Source organism: Streptomyces bathyalis (genome assembly GCF_015910445.1).
Lineage (GTDB): Bacteria > Actinomycetota > Actinomycetes > Streptomycetales > Streptomycetaceae > Streptomyces > Streptomyces bathyalis.
The window spans coordinates 1,388,309-1,402,998 of sequence record NZ_CP048882.1 but is presented as its reverse complement, the minus strand read 5'-3'; the positions used below and the strand labels follow the sequence as shown (position 1 = coordinate 1,402,998).

General features: G+C 69.7%; 14 protein-coding genes. All 14 read left to right on the top strand.

All coding sequences use genetic code 11. The features are described 5' to 3' along the window. Window positions 1-163 precede the first annotated feature (163 nt). Window positions 164-1,447, top strand: a complete 1,284-nt coding sequence (locus G4Z16_RS06075) for a cation:proton antiporter (protein ID WP_197349581.1) — start codon at window positions 164-166, stop codon at window positions 1,445-1,447. Then, window positions 1,434-1,919, top strand: a complete 486-nt coding sequence (locus tag G4Z16_RS06070) for a CBS domain-containing protein (protein ID WP_197349580.1) — start codon at window positions 1,434-1,436, stop codon at window positions 1,917-1,919. Before G4Z16_RS06075 ends, G4Z16_RS06070 begins: the two co-directional genes overlap by 14 nt. After that, window positions 1,916-3,220 carry an ArsB/NhaD family transporter gene (locus G4Z16_RS06065; RefSeq protein WP_197349579.1) on the top strand — a complete coding sequence of 435 codons (1,305 nt, stop codon included), beginning with the start codon at window positions 1,916-1,918 and terminating at the stop codon, window positions 3,218-3,220. The genes G4Z16_RS06070 and G4Z16_RS06065 overlap by 4 nt, the downstream gene beginning before the upstream one ends. Before the next feature lie 183 nt (window positions 3,221-3,403). Beyond that, window positions 3,404-3,694, top strand: coding sequence for a DUF3040 domain-containing protein (locus tag G4Z16_RS06060; protein WP_197349578.1), 291 nt, complete (start codon window positions 3,404-3,406; stop codon window positions 3,692-3,694). A 273-nt stretch (window positions 3,695-3,967) separates the two neighbouring features. Continuing rightward, window positions 3,968-4,477 (top strand): hypothetical protein, encoded by a 510-nt coding sequence (locus G4Z16_RS06055; RefSeq protein WP_197349577.1) that lies wholly within the window; start codon window positions 3,968-3,970, stop codon window positions 4,475-4,477. A 119-nt stretch (window positions 4,478-4,596) separates the two neighbouring features. Then, window positions 4,597-6,114, top strand: coding sequence for an FAD-dependent monooxygenase (locus G4Z16_RS06050; RefSeq protein ID WP_246530702.1), 1,518 nt, complete (start codon window positions 4,597-4,599; stop codon window positions 6,112-6,114). 50 nt (window positions 6,115-6,164) lie between these two features. Then, window positions 6,165-6,809 carry an acyl-CoA-like ligand-binding transcription factor gene (locus tag G4Z16_RS06045; protein WP_246530701.1) on the top strand — a complete coding sequence of 215 codons (645 nt, stop codon included), beginning with the start codon at window positions 6,165-6,167 and terminating at the stop codon, window positions 6,807-6,809. Window positions 6,810-7,026: 217 nt separating this feature from the next. Then, entirely contained in the window at window positions 7,027-8,169 is a 1,143-nt protein-coding gene (locus tag G4Z16_RS06040; RefSeq protein WP_425508051.1) for a peptidase C39 family protein, read from the top strand. Between the two features lie 407 nt (window positions 8,170-8,576). Further along, window positions 8,577-8,783, top strand: a complete 207-nt coding sequence (locus tag G4Z16_RS06035; RefSeq protein ID WP_281393665.1) for an MbtH family protein — start codon at window positions 8,577-8,579, stop codon at window positions 8,781-8,783. 436 nt (window positions 8,784-9,219) lie between these two features. Next, on the top strand, window positions 9,220-10,203 hold the full coding sequence (locus G4Z16_RS06030; RefSeq protein ID WP_246530700.1) for a 3-oxoacyl-ACP synthase: 984 nt from the start codon (window positions 9,220-9,222) through the stop codon (window positions 10,201-10,203). Continuing rightward, complete coding sequence (locus tag G4Z16_RS06025; protein WP_197349571.1) at window positions 10,200-10,457, top strand: acyl carrier protein; 258 nt, start codon at window positions 10,200-10,202, stop codon at window positions 10,455-10,457. Before G4Z16_RS06030 ends, G4Z16_RS06025 begins: the two co-directional genes overlap by 4 nt. 4 nt (window positions 10,458-10,461) lie before the next feature. Further along, on the top strand, window positions 10,462-11,655 hold the full coding sequence (locus G4Z16_RS06020; RefSeq protein ID WP_246530699.1) for an acyl-CoA dehydrogenase family protein: 1,194 nt from the start codon (window positions 10,462-10,464) through the stop codon (window positions 11,653-11,655). Beyond that, window positions 11,652-12,719 (top strand): HAD-IIIC family phosphatase, encoded by a 1,068-nt coding sequence (locus tag G4Z16_RS06015; protein ID WP_197349569.1) that lies wholly within the window; start codon window positions 11,652-11,654, stop codon window positions 12,717-12,719. The genes G4Z16_RS06020 and G4Z16_RS06015 overlap by 4 nt, the downstream gene beginning before the upstream one ends. 12 nt (window positions 12,720-12,731) lie before the next feature. After that, complete coding sequence (locus G4Z16_RS06010) at window positions 12,732-14,687, top strand: non-ribosomal peptide synthetase (RefSeq protein ID WP_197349568.1); 1,956 nt, start codon at window positions 12,732-12,734, stop codon at window positions 14,685-14,687. Window positions 14,688-14,690: the final 3 nt, after the last annotated feature.

The window sequence follows — 14,690 nt, the reverse complement described above, 5'->3', positions numbered from 1 at the left end:
CACTTGCCGTCCCTGCTGCTGACATCGTGCATCTGACGCGTTCCGCGGGGATCACCTCGACCTGTCGCCGACCGCTAAAGGCCGTGTAAGGTTCTGACCTGGAGTGCCGGGAAGCCTGGTCGGCGATCAAGAGACAGCTCTCTCTTCCGATCGGTGGCTTCCCGTGGTGCTCGTAGTGGTCTTCGGCGCGGCGCTTCTTGTAGCGGTGCTGTTCTCGGGCCTGGCAGCCCGATCGATTCTCTCCACCTCCTTGTTGTTCCTCGTCGGCGGAGCCCTGGTCGGCGACGGCTTCCTCGGGTGGATCCACGTCAATCCGGGCAGCGACGTTGTCGCGGTGACCGCGGATCTGGCCCTGTTCGCGGTGCTGTTCACCGATGGAATGCACGTCTCGTTCCCGAGTCTCCGTGGCGCATGGCGTTCGCCGGCCAGGGCTCTGGTGCTGGGAATGCCGTTGGCGTTCGTCGGCGTGGCGTTGGCGGCGCACTTTCTGGCCGGTCTGGACTGGACGACGTCGTTCCTGGTGGGGGCGGTGCTGTCACCCACCGACCCCGTCTTCGCATCCGCGATCGTAGGCCGCAAGGAAGTCCCGGCTCGTCTGCGGCAGTTGCTGAACGTGGAGAGCGGCATCAACGATGGCCTGGCGCTGCCCGTCGTCCTGGTGCTCATCGCCGCGGCGGGTCCGTCGTCGCACACCGCTACGGCGTCGCTGGACGCGGTTCTCCTGGAGTTGGTGGCCGGCCTGGCTCTGGGCGCCGTGCTCCCACTGGCTGTTCACTGGATCACCCGCGTACCGCTCCTCGGCGCCGAGCCCAAGCTGCAGCCGCTGCTGCCGCTGTCGGTGGGCGTGATCCTCTATGCGGCCTGTCATCTGACGCACGCGAACCCCTACCTGGCGGCGTTCTGCGCGGGTGCCGTGCTGGCGTCGGTCTCCCCGGAGGGCAAGCAGGCCTTCGAACCGCTGGGCGAAGCGTTGGCAGAGTTGGCCAAGTTCGGCGCCCTGCTGGTCTTCGGTGCCCTGCTCACCCCCCGGCTCTTCGACGGGCTCTCCTGGGGCGGTTACGCGGCCGTCGTGCTGACGATCCTGCTCGTCCGGCCCGCATCGTTGTTGCTGTCGCTGATCGGCACGCACTTCGACAGACGGGAGAGGCTGACCGCCGCCTGGTTCGGGCCCAAGGGCTTCGCCTCGGTCGTCTACGGGCTGCTGGTGCTGCAATCCGGCGTCCCGCACGGCCAGGACGTCTTCACGCTGGTCGCGGTGTGCATCGCCTTCTCGATCATTGCCCACAGCAGCACCGACGTGCCGATCGCCCGCCTCTTCTGCGTCGAGGAACTGGTCGGCATCCCGGACGAGGGGGATACGGGAAGGCATCAGCAGACCTCCGCGTCCGGTCGGAATGCCGCGGAGCACGGCGGAATGGTGAAGGGGAGCGACAATGCGCGCACGTGAACTGGCCGAGGAATACCCCTCCGTGACCCTCGACAGCGACATCCTGGAGGCAGCGCGGCTGCTGGCGGGACGTCGGCTACCGGGGCTCCTGGTGGTCGATGACCGGGATCAACCGCAGGCGGTGCTGCCCGCCTCGCAGCTGGTCAAGCTACTCGTACCCGGCTATGTGATCGAGGATCCCGCGTTGGCCAGGGTCGTTGATGAGGAGCATGCCGACCGGCTGTGCCAGGCCCTGGCCGGCAGGCCCGTCTCCGACGCACTTCCCCCGGAGCGTGAACGGCACAAGCCACCGACGGCGGACGCGGAGGACACCGCGCTCGAAGTAGCCGCCCTCATGGCGCACGAACGCAGCCCCTTGGTCGCAGTCATGGAAGGGCCCGCCGACAGGTCCCGTGCCCGGGGTGCGCCGCCCCGGATGCTCGGCGTGATCACAGCACCCCACCTGCTCGACCGACTGCTGGGAGAGACGTGAACGACTGGCACAGCTGGGCAGCGATCGCGGCCTTCGTGGGCGCGTACGTGCTGATCGTCACCGAGCGGATCCACCGCACGGCCGCAGCCCTGGGCGGGGCTGCAGTGATGCTCGCGATCGGCGCCACCGACGACAAGGCCGCCTTCTACAGCGAACGCTCCGGCATCGACTGGAACGTCATCTTCCTGCTGCTGGGCATGATGGCCATCGTCGGCGTACTCCGGCAGACCGGCGTCTTCGAATACCTGGCGATCTGGTCGGTCAAGCGCGCCCACGGCCGGCCCTTCCGCGTGATGGCGATGCTGATCGTGATCACCGCGGCCGCCTCTGCCTTGCTGGACAACGTCACCACGGTGCTTCTGATCGCCCCCGTCACGCTGCTGGTGTGCGAGCGGCTCGGGCTGCGGTCCGCCCCGTTTCTGATCGCCGAGGTTCTGGCCTCCAATACCGGCGGTGCCGCCACGCTCGTCGGTGACCCCCCGAACATCATCATCGCCAGCCGCGGCGGGCTCACCTTCAACGACTTCCTCGTGCACATGCTGCCCATCGCAGTGGTCCTCACGGCTGTCCTGGTCCTGCTGTGCCGGATCATGTTCCGCCGGGTCTTCGTCTACGACGAGGAACGCACAAAGGAGGTCATGGCCCTCGAGGAACGCGAGGCCATCCACGACCCTCGGCTCCTGGTCCAGTCGCTCATCGTCCTCGTCCTGGTCGTTGCCGGGTTCGTGCTGCATCCTGTGCTGCATTTCGAGCCGAGCGTTGTCGCCCTTCTCGGTGCCGGGCTGCTGATCGCCGTCTCCACAGCCGAGACCGGCACAGTGCTGAAGGAAGTCGAGTGGCCCACCCTGGCCTTCTTCGCCGGTTTGTTCGTCATGGTCGGCGCACTGATCGAGACCGGTGTCATCGGCGAACTGTCGAAGTCCCTGGCGAAGGCCACCGGAGGAGAGCCGCTGCTGGCCTCGATGCTCTTGCTGTTCGGTTCCGCCGCCTTGTCGGGCATCGTCGACAACATCCCGTACGTGGCGACGATGGCGCCCATCACCGCCGACCTCGTCCGCGACATGGGCGGGAGCGGCGACGGGCAGCACGTCCTGTGGTGGGCCCTGGCTCTCGGTGCCGACCTGGGCGGCAACGCCACCGCCATCGGCGCATCCGCCAACGTCGTCGTCCTCGGGATCGCCGAATCCAACCGGCAGCCCATCTCCTTCTGGCAGTTCACGAAGTACGGCCTGATCGTCACCGCGGTGACCGTCGCCCTTGCAGCCGTCTACGTTTGGCTGCGCTACTTCGCCCTGGCCTGACGACACGAAGCCTCGCCGTCACGGCCTTGTCCGGAACCGCTACGGAGTGCGGGTCCTTGCCTCCATCTCTGGACGGGAGCACGATGGCACCGCCCAGTCGCACTCTCCCGGTCCGTAGCCAGGTGGTCGGGGAGTGTTAGTGCGACGAAGAGCGGGCGGTTGATGCGTCCAAGTGGAGTGGCTGTGCTGTCGAAACGCGAGAGGGAACAGCTTGCGGCGATGGATGCTGCCCTCACGGCCCGTGATCCGCGATGGACCAAGCAGTTCACCGACATTCCGCCAGGCCCCCGGACTTGGAGCAGCGTGCCGGCACGGCTGACGATGCTGCTCTTGCTGAGCCTCGTGTCCGTCGGGATCGTGAGCGCCAGCCCGGTAGTGGACACCATCATCATCATCGCCTTGATCACGATTCCTGCAGCAGTGCTGCTCGTTCTGGCCCGACGAGACGCAAGGCCCCCATCGCCAGCGCCTTGACGCAGACCGGCTCGGCACGACCACGACCTGGCCGGGCTCTGCGGACGCCCGTGAGTGCTGCCTCACCCACACGACCTTGACGGAACCTCAAGGTCACAAGCGGTTTCCAGTACCGCACGTGGCGCGTGCACGCGCCACGATGCGGAAGCCTACGGCGGCCGAAGACTGCCAGGAGACGGCAATGCGTGGCGACGCGCTGAAGCCGAAACTGCACCAGTGACAGCCCGCTGTGACGTCGGGTGAAGCGGCCCGTTGCAGCGAAACAGGGGTGACATGTCCGGTTCCCGTTCTCACGAGCGACCCGGCGTCGGCCCGTCGATGCTCTGGGCGCAGGCAGCGGACTACGGCCGTTCCGAGGACCGGCTGATCGACCCAGCGCCACTGGCCCGTCTCGTCGAAGCGTGGTCGCGATCCGGCGGCGAGCCACTGGAAGTCATCGCGCGGGAGATGGTCCAGGACGCGAACGAGGGGCCCGTCCACCTCGTGCGCCTGATCGCCGCGATGGAATCCAGTGCCCGTGCGACCGGAGGCACGCTCTCGCGTGTCACCGATACACCGGCCGTGACCGATATCTGCGGGGGCGTACTCCAGCATCTGATCGAAGTCCTCCGCGCAAGCGGCCTGCGCGCTGCCACCACCGCTGCCGGACATCTGGACAACGAGTCCCGACTGCTGGCCGTCAAAGCCCTGCAAACGTTTTGGCAGGCCCCATACCGCGCCCTCTGCGAACCCCTCCACGACGTCCACGTTCTCCAGACCTCTCGGACGCTGTGGCGTTCCTGAGTGTCCGGGGCGGCGCGCCGCGGCTGGCCCGTCGGGCCCGGCGCCCGAAGTTTGCACCCCCTGTCGCTCCGGTTACTGTTAGGGACTAACAGATGTTAGTCCCTAACATGGGAGCCCATGTGAATGCTCCGACCGTGATCGTGGCGGGGGCGGGTCCGACGGGACTCACGCTGGCGTGCGGCCTTGCCGCGGCCGGAGTCCCGGTCCGGGTGATCGACAGTGCTCAGGAGCCGGCGAAGACATCCCGGGCGCTCGGACTGCAGCCAAGAGGATCTGAAGTCCTGGACCGCCTGGGCGCGTTGGAAGACCTGCCGGAGAGTTCGATCCACATCAGGCAGGTGATCACTCATGTCGACGGCCGTCCCGTCGCCCGGCTGAAAGTCGGGAACCCCACAAGGCTGGTGACCCGCCCCGGCCTGCTCATCTCCCAGAGCGAAGTGGAGGCCCGACTCAGGCGGCGTCTGCACGCACTGGGCGTGGAGGTGGAGTGGGGCCAGGAGCTGATCACGGCAGCGCAGGATGCCGAGGGCGTCACCGTCGAGGCCGCCGGTGGGCCGGTCCGTGCGCAGTGGCTCGTGGGATGCGACGGCGCGCACAGCCGCGTCCGGCGAGCGGCCGGGATCGACTTTCCCGGCGTCGCCGTCATCGAACGCTTCCTCCTCGCAGACATACGAGCCAGCCTTCCGCTTCCCCGGGACGCCGCGTCGGTGTGGCTACGCGGCGAGCAGATGTGCGGCGTCTTCCCCCTCCCCGGGAACACCTGGCGTGTGATGGCCCCGGCCCCCGCCGGCATCAGCGGCGAGCTCGACCCCGACGGGCTGCTGAAGGTACTCACCGGGCTACTGCAAGAAGAGGCGAAGCTCGACTCCGTGCCCGTCCAAGAAGCCCTGTGGACCTCCACCTTCCGCATTCACCGCCGGCTGGCATCCACCTACCGCAAGGGGCGCATCCTCCTGGCCGGCGACGCCGCCCACATTCACAGCCCTCTGGGAGGGCAGGGCCTGAACACCGGTCTGGGCGATGCGGAGAACCTGGCGTGGAAACTCGTACTGGTCGCCTCGGGGCAGGCCGAGGAGGACCTGCTGGAGACGTACCAGGCCGAGCGCCGTCCCATCGCACGGGAGGTGCTGGAGTCCACCAGCGCCATGACCCGCGTGGTGACCGGGCAGAGCGCGCCGGCCCGGGCCTTGCGCGATCACCTGCTCGTACCCCTCATGAACCGGCCCGCGGTGCAGCGGCTGATCTGGAAGCAGGCCTCGCAACTGAAGATCAGCTACCGCGGCGGTCCCCTCGCGCACCGCGCCCTGCGCCGTTGGACCTCCCGTGGCCCACAGCCCGGCGACCGGGTCCCCGACCTGGACTGCTCGAAGGACGACGGGAGCAAAACCAGGCTGCACGCCGAACTCGGAGCCCGCTGGGCACTGTTGATGCCACCTACGGGAGCAGCAGACTGTCTCGCGCTCACCCACCGGCGACTCGGAGGCACCGACAAGATCGCCGCTCTCACACCCTCCAAGCCCCTCGGGCCGCACGTGATGCTCGTGCGACCCGATGCCCACCTCGCCTGGCGCGGCACCTCCGTGACCGGACTGAACAAGTGGCTCACGAGGGCCCTGGGCGTCGAAGATGCCCGGTGATCCTGGTAGCCCACACCTTTGTCGCCGTCCCGAACGGAGAGAGAAGAGCCTTGACGTCGCCTGCTGACAGCACTCCGCCGGAAGCTCGGGGCCTGCGTGAACGCAAGAAGGCGCAGACCCGCAGGAACATCCAGGAACACGCACTACGGCTCATCCTCGACCAGGGCTACGACGACACCACCGTCGAGGAGATCGCCACGGCCGCCGGCGTCTCCCACATGACCTTCTTCCGGTACTTCCCCACGAAGGAGTCCGTCGTCGAATCAGACGACTACGACCCCCTGATCGCGCGGCTCATCGAAGAACGGCCGCCGGAGGAAGACGCCCTCACCGCTCTCCACCACGCCCTCAGCCAGGGCCTGGCGAGGATCTACGAGGCAGACAAAGAAGCGCTGCTCGTCCGCACACGACTCGTGCTGACCACGCCGGCCCTCCGTGCCCGCCAATGGCAGAACCAGCACGCCACGGAACAGCTCTTCACCGACGCCCTGACGGCACGCCAGCCGACCGCAGACCCCCTGCGAGTCCGTGTCCTGGCAGCAGCATCACTGGCCGCACTGACCACCGCGCTCACCGTGTGGGTGGACAGCAACGGCAGCGGGCATCTGCCGACTCTCGTCGACGAGGCCTTCGACGCCCTGCAGGCACCGGACGCCCGGCACTCGGGCCAGCAACATCGTGCGAAGGAACCCTGAGACGGACCCGACGGAGCGGGGCCTGGACACCGGAGACACCGGATCAGCGTACGGAACCGCCCGAGGGGTGCTGCGGCCTCCCCGTGGCACTGGTCCACTCCAATATTGGTGAGTGCGTCGGAGCCGGACTGCTGGCCCCGGTGGGCGCCGGAGCGGGGATAGTGGCACTCTGACGCGCACCTGCTGCATGGAAACCGAGGTTGAGGGATCCATGGCCATGAACAGCAGACCCACCACGCGCCGCACCGTACTCGCCGCCGCCGTCGCCACAGCTGCCGTGGCGGCCGCCTCGCCGGCTTCCGCCGCCGAGCGGGCCGTGCCCGGACGAGCGGGAGGCAGCAAGTCGAAGGTCTCGCTGCACAGCTGGAACACCCGCAGCGACTGGGCGGCAGGCAAGGCCGAGGGCACCCGCGTGGCCGGGGGAGGCCGTCCCGCCGTCGTCTTCGAGACCCCTCAGGGCACGGCGAAGTACAAGGACCCGCACACCGGGGAGAGCGCCACCTGGGAGTACGCCACGTGGAAGTCGCCGCTGCGGCCGGCGGGCCTCGCGGCAGGCGAAGTCATCACCTCGTGGAACGCACACACCCCGAAGGGCACCTGGCTGCGCGTCGAACTCCCCGGCGTCTACTCCGACGGCACGAAGACGCCCTGGTACACGATGGGCGTGTGGACCTCCGGCGACGGCCAGGACGGACCGGGCAGCGGCGTCGAGCTCGAGGTTCCGCGTTACTCGCAGGAGGTGCACAAGGGCCGGTACCCCGAGTACGACGGCGGCGGCGAGGCCTGGTGCAGCCCGACCTCCTCGACGATGATCCTCGAATACTGGGGCCGCAAGCGGTCGGAGAAGGACCTGGAGTGGGTCGACCCCGACTTCACGGACCCGCAGGTGTGTCACGCGGCGCGCTACACCTTCGACTACCAGTACGAGGGCTGCGGCAACTGGCCCTTCAACGCGGCCTATGCGGCCACCTACCGCGACATGGAGGCGGTGGTCACCCGGCTCGGCAGCCTCACCGACGTCGAGCGGCTCGTGGCGGCGGGCATCCCCGTCATCACCTCGCAGTCCTTCATCGAGTCCGAACTGGACGGCGCGGGTTACGGCACCGCGGGCCATCTGATGACCGTCATCGGCGTCACGCAGGACGGTGACATCATCGCCAACGACCCGGCCTCGGAGGACAACGAGGCCGTCCGGCGCGTCTACAAGCGCCGCCAGTGGGAGAACATCTGGCTGCGCACCAAGCGCAAGGACGCCGACGGCAAGGTCAAGTCCGGTACGGGCGGCGTGTGTTACCTCTACTTCCCGACCCGCCTGAGCGGCGGCCAGCGCAAGGTGCTCCGGGAGCTCGGGGTGCGTTAGCGGACCGCGGGGCGGTTCAGGCGGCGGGCCCGCCGTCCGCCCACCGGTTCGGCCGGTCCCGACCGTGTGCCCCGTCCACCGGGTGACCGTGGACGGGGCACACGGGTGTCAGCGCAGAAGTCGCGCGCCGTCAGGACCCGGAGGCTCTCGAAGAGGGCGCCGGTGTCCGTCCCGGATACGGAATCCCCGTCCATTCCGGCAGGCGGCAGCGGGCCGGCCGGACAGAGGTACCGCCCGGTCTTCACGGAATGCTGTTCCCTGTGCGGGAGAATAAGCCCTTCGCCCACACAGGGCTGGAGAGTTCCATTCGTCCGCGGAATACTTGCGGGGCGCCCGTGACTGCGGGAGCATGCACCGCCGAGAGGGTGGGGGAGCGGCTTTCCACTCGCATACCGGGGAGAGACCTGATGAGCAATCCGTTCGACGACGAGAACGGCTCGTTCTATGTACTCGTCAACGATGAGAAGCAGAATTCGCTGTGGCCCGCGTTCGCCGACATCCCCGAGGGTTGGACGATCGCCTTCGGCGAGGACAGCCGTCAGGCGTGCCTGGATTACGTCGAGGAGAACTGGACCGACATGCGGCCCGCCCACCTGGTGAAGGAGATGGGCTGAAGGGCTTCCTCACGGGCCCTCGCGCCCGGCCGAGCCCGTTGCGGCGGCAGTGCGGCTGCCGCCGCGAGCCGGAGGGGATTCGCCGGAGTCGGGGTGCCAGTGGTCTGCACCGGTGAAAGGACCGGCCTTCCGGAATGCAATGTTCCGGCGTGCGCGAACCGCTTAATCCGGGCAGAGCGTCCATACTCGGTGAACTCCCAGGAAAAATCGCCCAGAACGATCCTGCGGAGGCGTCCGGAGTCCTCTCCAATACAGGAAACCGCGGCGGAGCGGGCGCCTTTCGCGGTGAATATCCATTCTCGAATTCCTCCCTTCTCCCGGCCGGGCCGCCCCTGTAGCATCCCGCCCGACCAGAAGAATTCGGGGAGGATGCGTGACGCCTCAAGTCGCGGGAGAACGCGCGTTTCGGGTGGCCGTGCGGAGCGCCGCCTGGCATGTGCCCGAAACGGCTGTGGCGGTGCCGGACCTGGCCGAACTGGCGTCGCTGGGCGCGAGCGAGCGGAGCACGTGCCTCGCCCTGGGCATCGAGACGGTACGGGCGGACGACGGCCTGAACGCGGCGGCACTCGGCGAACTCGCCGCACGGGAGGCGCTCGACCGGGCGGGGCTCGCCGCACGTGACCTGGGCGCACTGATCGTCGTGGAGCCGCGTGCTCCGGAGACGCTGCTCAGTTCCGAGGCGACCAGGCTGCAGCATCTGCTGGGTGCGGAGAGGGCGGTCACCTTCACGGTGGGCGGCCTGGGCTGCGTCTCGATCACGCCCGCGCTGCTGGCGGCACGCGGACTCATGTGCGCCGACCGGGACTTGGGCGACGTGCTCGTCGTGCACGGCAGCAAGCCGGCCGCCGCGGGCCGCTACCGCCACCCCGTGACGGTGAACGGGGACGGCGGGCAGGCGCTGCTGCTCTCCCGTGGCGACTCCGGCCCCGCCCCGGTGCGGCTCCTGGACATCGTCCAGGAGACCAACGGGGAGCACTGGGACCTCTTCCACGTGGAGTACCGCGACCGGCCGGCCGACCAGTGGCAGGAGGTGTGCCGTGACCCCTCCACGTACTCATTCCGGCTCGCGATGGAGAGCCGCGGCAGGCTGTCGGGCCTGCTCAGCGGGCTGCTGGAGCGCAACGGGCTGAAGCCCGGCGACATCCGCGGCCACCTCAGCCAGAACCTGTCCGCGGCCGGGTTCACCTTCACCGAGGAGTCCCTCGGGATCGGCATCATGCCGGTCTGCCGGGAGAACCTGCGGCGCTACGGACATCTGGGCCCCAACGACGTGTTCCTCAACCTCTACACGGCGATTGAGCGCGGTGAACTCACCGAGGGAGACCACGCCGTGCTGATCAACGTGAGCCCGGTGGCGGCGTGGAGCGTGCTGCTGGCCGAGATCGGACCTCAGCCCGAGACGGGAGCGCACGCACAGTGAACGACATCACGCGGGAGATCACGGAGTTCCTCTCCGCGGCGCTGCGCAGCGAAGTCGGCCCGGACGACGACTACTTCGAACTCGGCCTCGCGGACTCGCTCTTCGCGCTGGAACTGGTGACCTTCGTCGAGGGCCGCTTCTCCCTCATCGTGGAGGTCGAGGACCTCGACCTGGAGAGCTTCCGTACGGCGAACCGCATCACCCGGTTCGTGCAGCGCAAGACCGGTTCGCCCGAATATATCGAGAACCGGTGAACCGGTGAACCGGGCATCGGGGACGGGGAGTCCGGCGGTCGTCGCCGAGGCGGCCCGGTTCGCCTCGGAGGTACGGGGCCGCGCCGCCGGCTGGGACCGCGATGGCGGACTGCCCGCAGGCGCACGCAAAGAGGCCGCCGCCGCGGGCCTGCTCGGGGCCGGGCTGCCTGAGCACTACGGCGGACCGGGCGTCTCCCCCGCCGAACTGGGCGAGATCTGCGCGCACTTGGGCGGCGTGTGCAGCGCGCTGCGCGGACTGGTCACGGTGCAGGGGATGGTCGCGGCGGCACTGCACCGCTGGGGGACCAGGGAACAGCGTGCCCGGTGGCTGCCACTGCTGGCGGGCGGTGAGCTGACCGCGGGCTTCGCCGCCACCGAGGAGGCCGCGGGCAGCGCCCTTTCGGCCGTCCGCACCCGCATCGAGGACGCCGGCGACGGTGAGCATGTGACGGTCACCGGACACAAGAAGTGGATCACCTTCGGGCAGGTCGCACAGCTGCTTCTGGTGCTGGGGCAGGACCAGGGCAAGCCGGCCGCGGTGGTCGTCGAGGCGGACCGCGAGGGCGTCAGCAGGGAGCCAGTCGGCGGCCAGCTCGGCATGCGGGCCGCGCAGATCGCTCACATCGGCCTCGACGGGGTGCGCGTACCGCGGAGCAATCTCGTCGCGCCCTCCGGGCTGGGACTCTCCCACGTCGCCGCCACGGCCCTCGACCACGGGCGGTTCACCGTGGCATGGGGCTGCGTCGGGATGGCCGAGGCGTGCCTCGAGGACGCCACCGCGCACGCGGCCGCCCGTACGCAGGGAGGCGTTGCACTTGCCGGCCATCAGTCGGTGCGGGCGCTGCTCGCGAAGGCGGCCGTCGAGACCGCGGGGGCGCGTGAACTCGCCCGCCGGGCCGCCGAGTTCCGGGCCGGCGGCGCGCCGGGGTCGGTGACGGAGACCATCGTCGCCAAGTACGCCGCCGCCGCGGCGGCCGCCTCCGCGAGCAGCACGGCCGTGCAGATCCTCGGCTCGGCCGGCTGCGAGCCGGACAGCCGCGCCGGGCGGCACTTCCGGGACGCGAAGGTCATGGAGATCATCGAAGGAGCGCAGCAGGTGGCCGAACTCCACATCGCCGAGCAGCTGATGCGCCGCCACGCGGGCACGGCCACGGCGTCGCCCGGCACGGCTTCCCCGGCCCCGGAGGTGCGGGCATGACGGCCGCCGCGGACGCACCGGTCCCACCCGTCGTCAAGTGCCTGGTGTGGGACCTCGACGACACCTTGTGGGACGGGGTCGTGCTGGAAGGCGACGAGCCGGAGCCGTTTCCCTCCGCGCTCAAGACGCTGCGCGCGCTGGACGAGCGGGGCATCGTGCACGCCGCCGCCGGCCGCGGCGAGTACTCCGTCACCTCCCGCCATCTCGGCCGGCACGGCCTGGAGGAGTGGTTCTGCGACGTGCAGGTGGGCTGGGGCACCAAGTCCGGCGCGGTCCGCCGCATCGCGGAAGGTCTCAACATAGGCCTCGACACCGTGGCCTTCGTCGACAACGACCCGGTGGAGCGCGCCGAGGTGGCGTCCGCGCTGCCCACGGTCCGCTGCTACCCGGCGGACCAGGCCGCAGCGCTGCCCGATCTGGCCGAGTTCCAGCCGGAGTTCGTCACGGAAGAGGCCGGCAGGCGCCGGCAGCTCTACCGCACCGAACGGCGACGCCAGGCGGCCGAGGAGGAGTTCGGCGCCGACCGGCAGGGCTTCCTCGCCTCGCTCGGCCTGGAGATGACCGTACGGGACGCCACCGAGGACGACCTGTCACGGGCCAGCGAACTGACCGTACGGACACATCAGCTCAACACCTCGGGTCTGACGTACGACGCGGACGAGCTGAGAGAGCTGGCGGCATCGGACGGTCACCGGGTTCAGGTCGCCGAACTCCGCGACGGATTCGGCGACTACGGGATCATCGGCCTGGCCGTGACCGAACTCGCCGCGGACGACGCGGTGCTCCGCCTGATGCTGATGTCGTGCCGGGTCGCCTCCAGAGGCGTGGGCGCCGTGCTCCTCGACCACCTCGTCCGGGACGCGGCGGCGGGTGGACGACGGCCCGTCGCGCACTTCGTGCCCACGGAGACCAACCGCAACATGCTGGTGACGCTGCGGTTCGCGGGCTTCGCCCCCGTCGCGGACGAACAAGAAGCCGGCGGGCCGCTCGTCCTCGCAGTCGATCCCGGGAGCCTGGCGCCGCCGCGGCACAGCCATGTACGAGTCGTCAGCGGAACGGACTGAGGTGAGACCACAGTGGCGCACGAGTCCGTGGAAGAGCGAGCCGAGGTGAGGGCCGCACAGCCGGACGCGGCCGGCGCGCCGCAGCCGTCCCTCCTGGAGCGGTTCCTGCGGCAGGCCCGGCGTGCGCCCGCCGCGACCGCGTTGATCGTCGGCGGCGTGGAGCTGACGTACCGGGAACTCGACCTGGCGTCCGCGGCGTTGGCGGACCGGCTGCGGCGACGCGGCACGGGACCCGGCCGCCTCGTGTGCATCCGCCTCGAACAGAACGCCCTCGCCGTCACGGGAATCCTCGCCGCACTGCGCACCGGAGCGGCGTGGGCGGTAGTGGAACCGGACCAGCCGCCGAGCAGGCTGCGGGCGCTGCTCGCCGACACCGACTGTGCGGTGGTGATCAGCTCAGGTCCCGACCCGGTGCCGGCGAGCGTGCCCTACGCTCCAGATCTGCTGGACGTCGCCGGGCTGGAAGTGCGCGAACTCGTCCTGGAGGGCGAGGCGTCCCTCTCAGCGGGCACCTCATACCACGACGCCACCGGCGTACCCGATACTGCGCCCGCCTACATCGTCTGCACTTCGGGATCCACCGGAGCCCCGAAGGGCGTGATGGTCAGCCGGGGCCAGCTGGCCACGTCGATCAGCCCCAGGGGATCGGTCTACGGCTCCGGCCGCTCCACGTTCCTGATGGCGATGCGGATGTCGTTCGACGGGATGCTGGGCGGCATGTTCTGGTCGTTCGCAGGCGGCCACACGCTGCTCCTCCCCGACGAGAAGCAGCTGAAGCAGGTGCACGAACTGGCCCGGCTGGCACGGGTGTTCAAGGCCACGCATCTCATCGTCGTACCCTCCTACTACCGGGCGCTGCTGGAGGAGAGCCGGCTGCTGCCGGACACCCTGCGGCTGGTCGTCGTCGCGGGCGAGCCGTGCACCCAGGATCTGGTCCGCCTCCACCACGAGCGGCTGCCCGGCACTCCGCTGGCGAACGAGTACGGCCCCACCGAGACGACCATCTCCTGCACCGTCCAGCCCGGTCTCGACCCGTCTTGGCAGCGGATACCCATCGGCAGGCCCTGGGAGGGCGCCGAGGCGCGCGTTCTCGACGAGCGGCTGCGCGAAGTGCCCGCGGGAGAGCGGGGGGAGCTGTACATCGGCGGCGGGTTCGTGGCGCTCGGCTACGCCGGGCAGCCCGGCAGGACCGCCGAGCGGTTCGTTGCGGACCCGTACGGACGGCCCGGAGCGCGCCTGTACCGTACGGGCGACATCGCGCACGTCGACGAGACGGGCGCGCTGCACTGCCACGGCAGAACAGACCACCAGGTGAAGATCCGCGGCACCCGGGTGGAACTGGGCGAGACCGAGGCCGCGTTGGAGTGCCACCCCGGGGTGGGGCAGGCGGTCGTCGTGCACGACACCTCCGGAGCGGAGCCCCGGCTCGTCGCTTTCCTCACGCCTGTGGCTCCCGGTGACTGCACACCGTCCTGGCCGGACCTGCGCGCACACTGCGGCGATTACCTCGTCGAGCAGGCCGTGCCGGTGCTCTTCCACACGCTGGAGCGGATGCCGCTCAACGCCAGCGGCAAGGCGGACCGCGCGGCGCTGAAGGCGCTGATCCCCGAGGCGGCGTCCGGGGCACGCGGCGCAGCGGTCGCACGAAGCGGGGGCGAAGCAGACGGAGCTGCACGGGGCGAGGCCGCCTCCGCCGCGGCGGATCACCTGCGGAGCGTCACGGAGATCTGGGCGGCCGTGCTCGGCCACGGCGAGTCGCGGCCGCACGACAACTTCTTCGCGGTGGGCGGCAGTTCGCTCAGAGTCATCGACCTGCACAAGCGGCTGGACCAGCAGTGGCCCGGCGTGCTGCGGGTGGGTGAGCTGTTCGACCTGACGACGATCTCAGCACAGGCGGAGGCGGTCACGTCCCGGCTGGGGGCGACGGGCCCGGGGGACGAAGACCTGCCCGCCGCCTACGAGTTGTGAAGC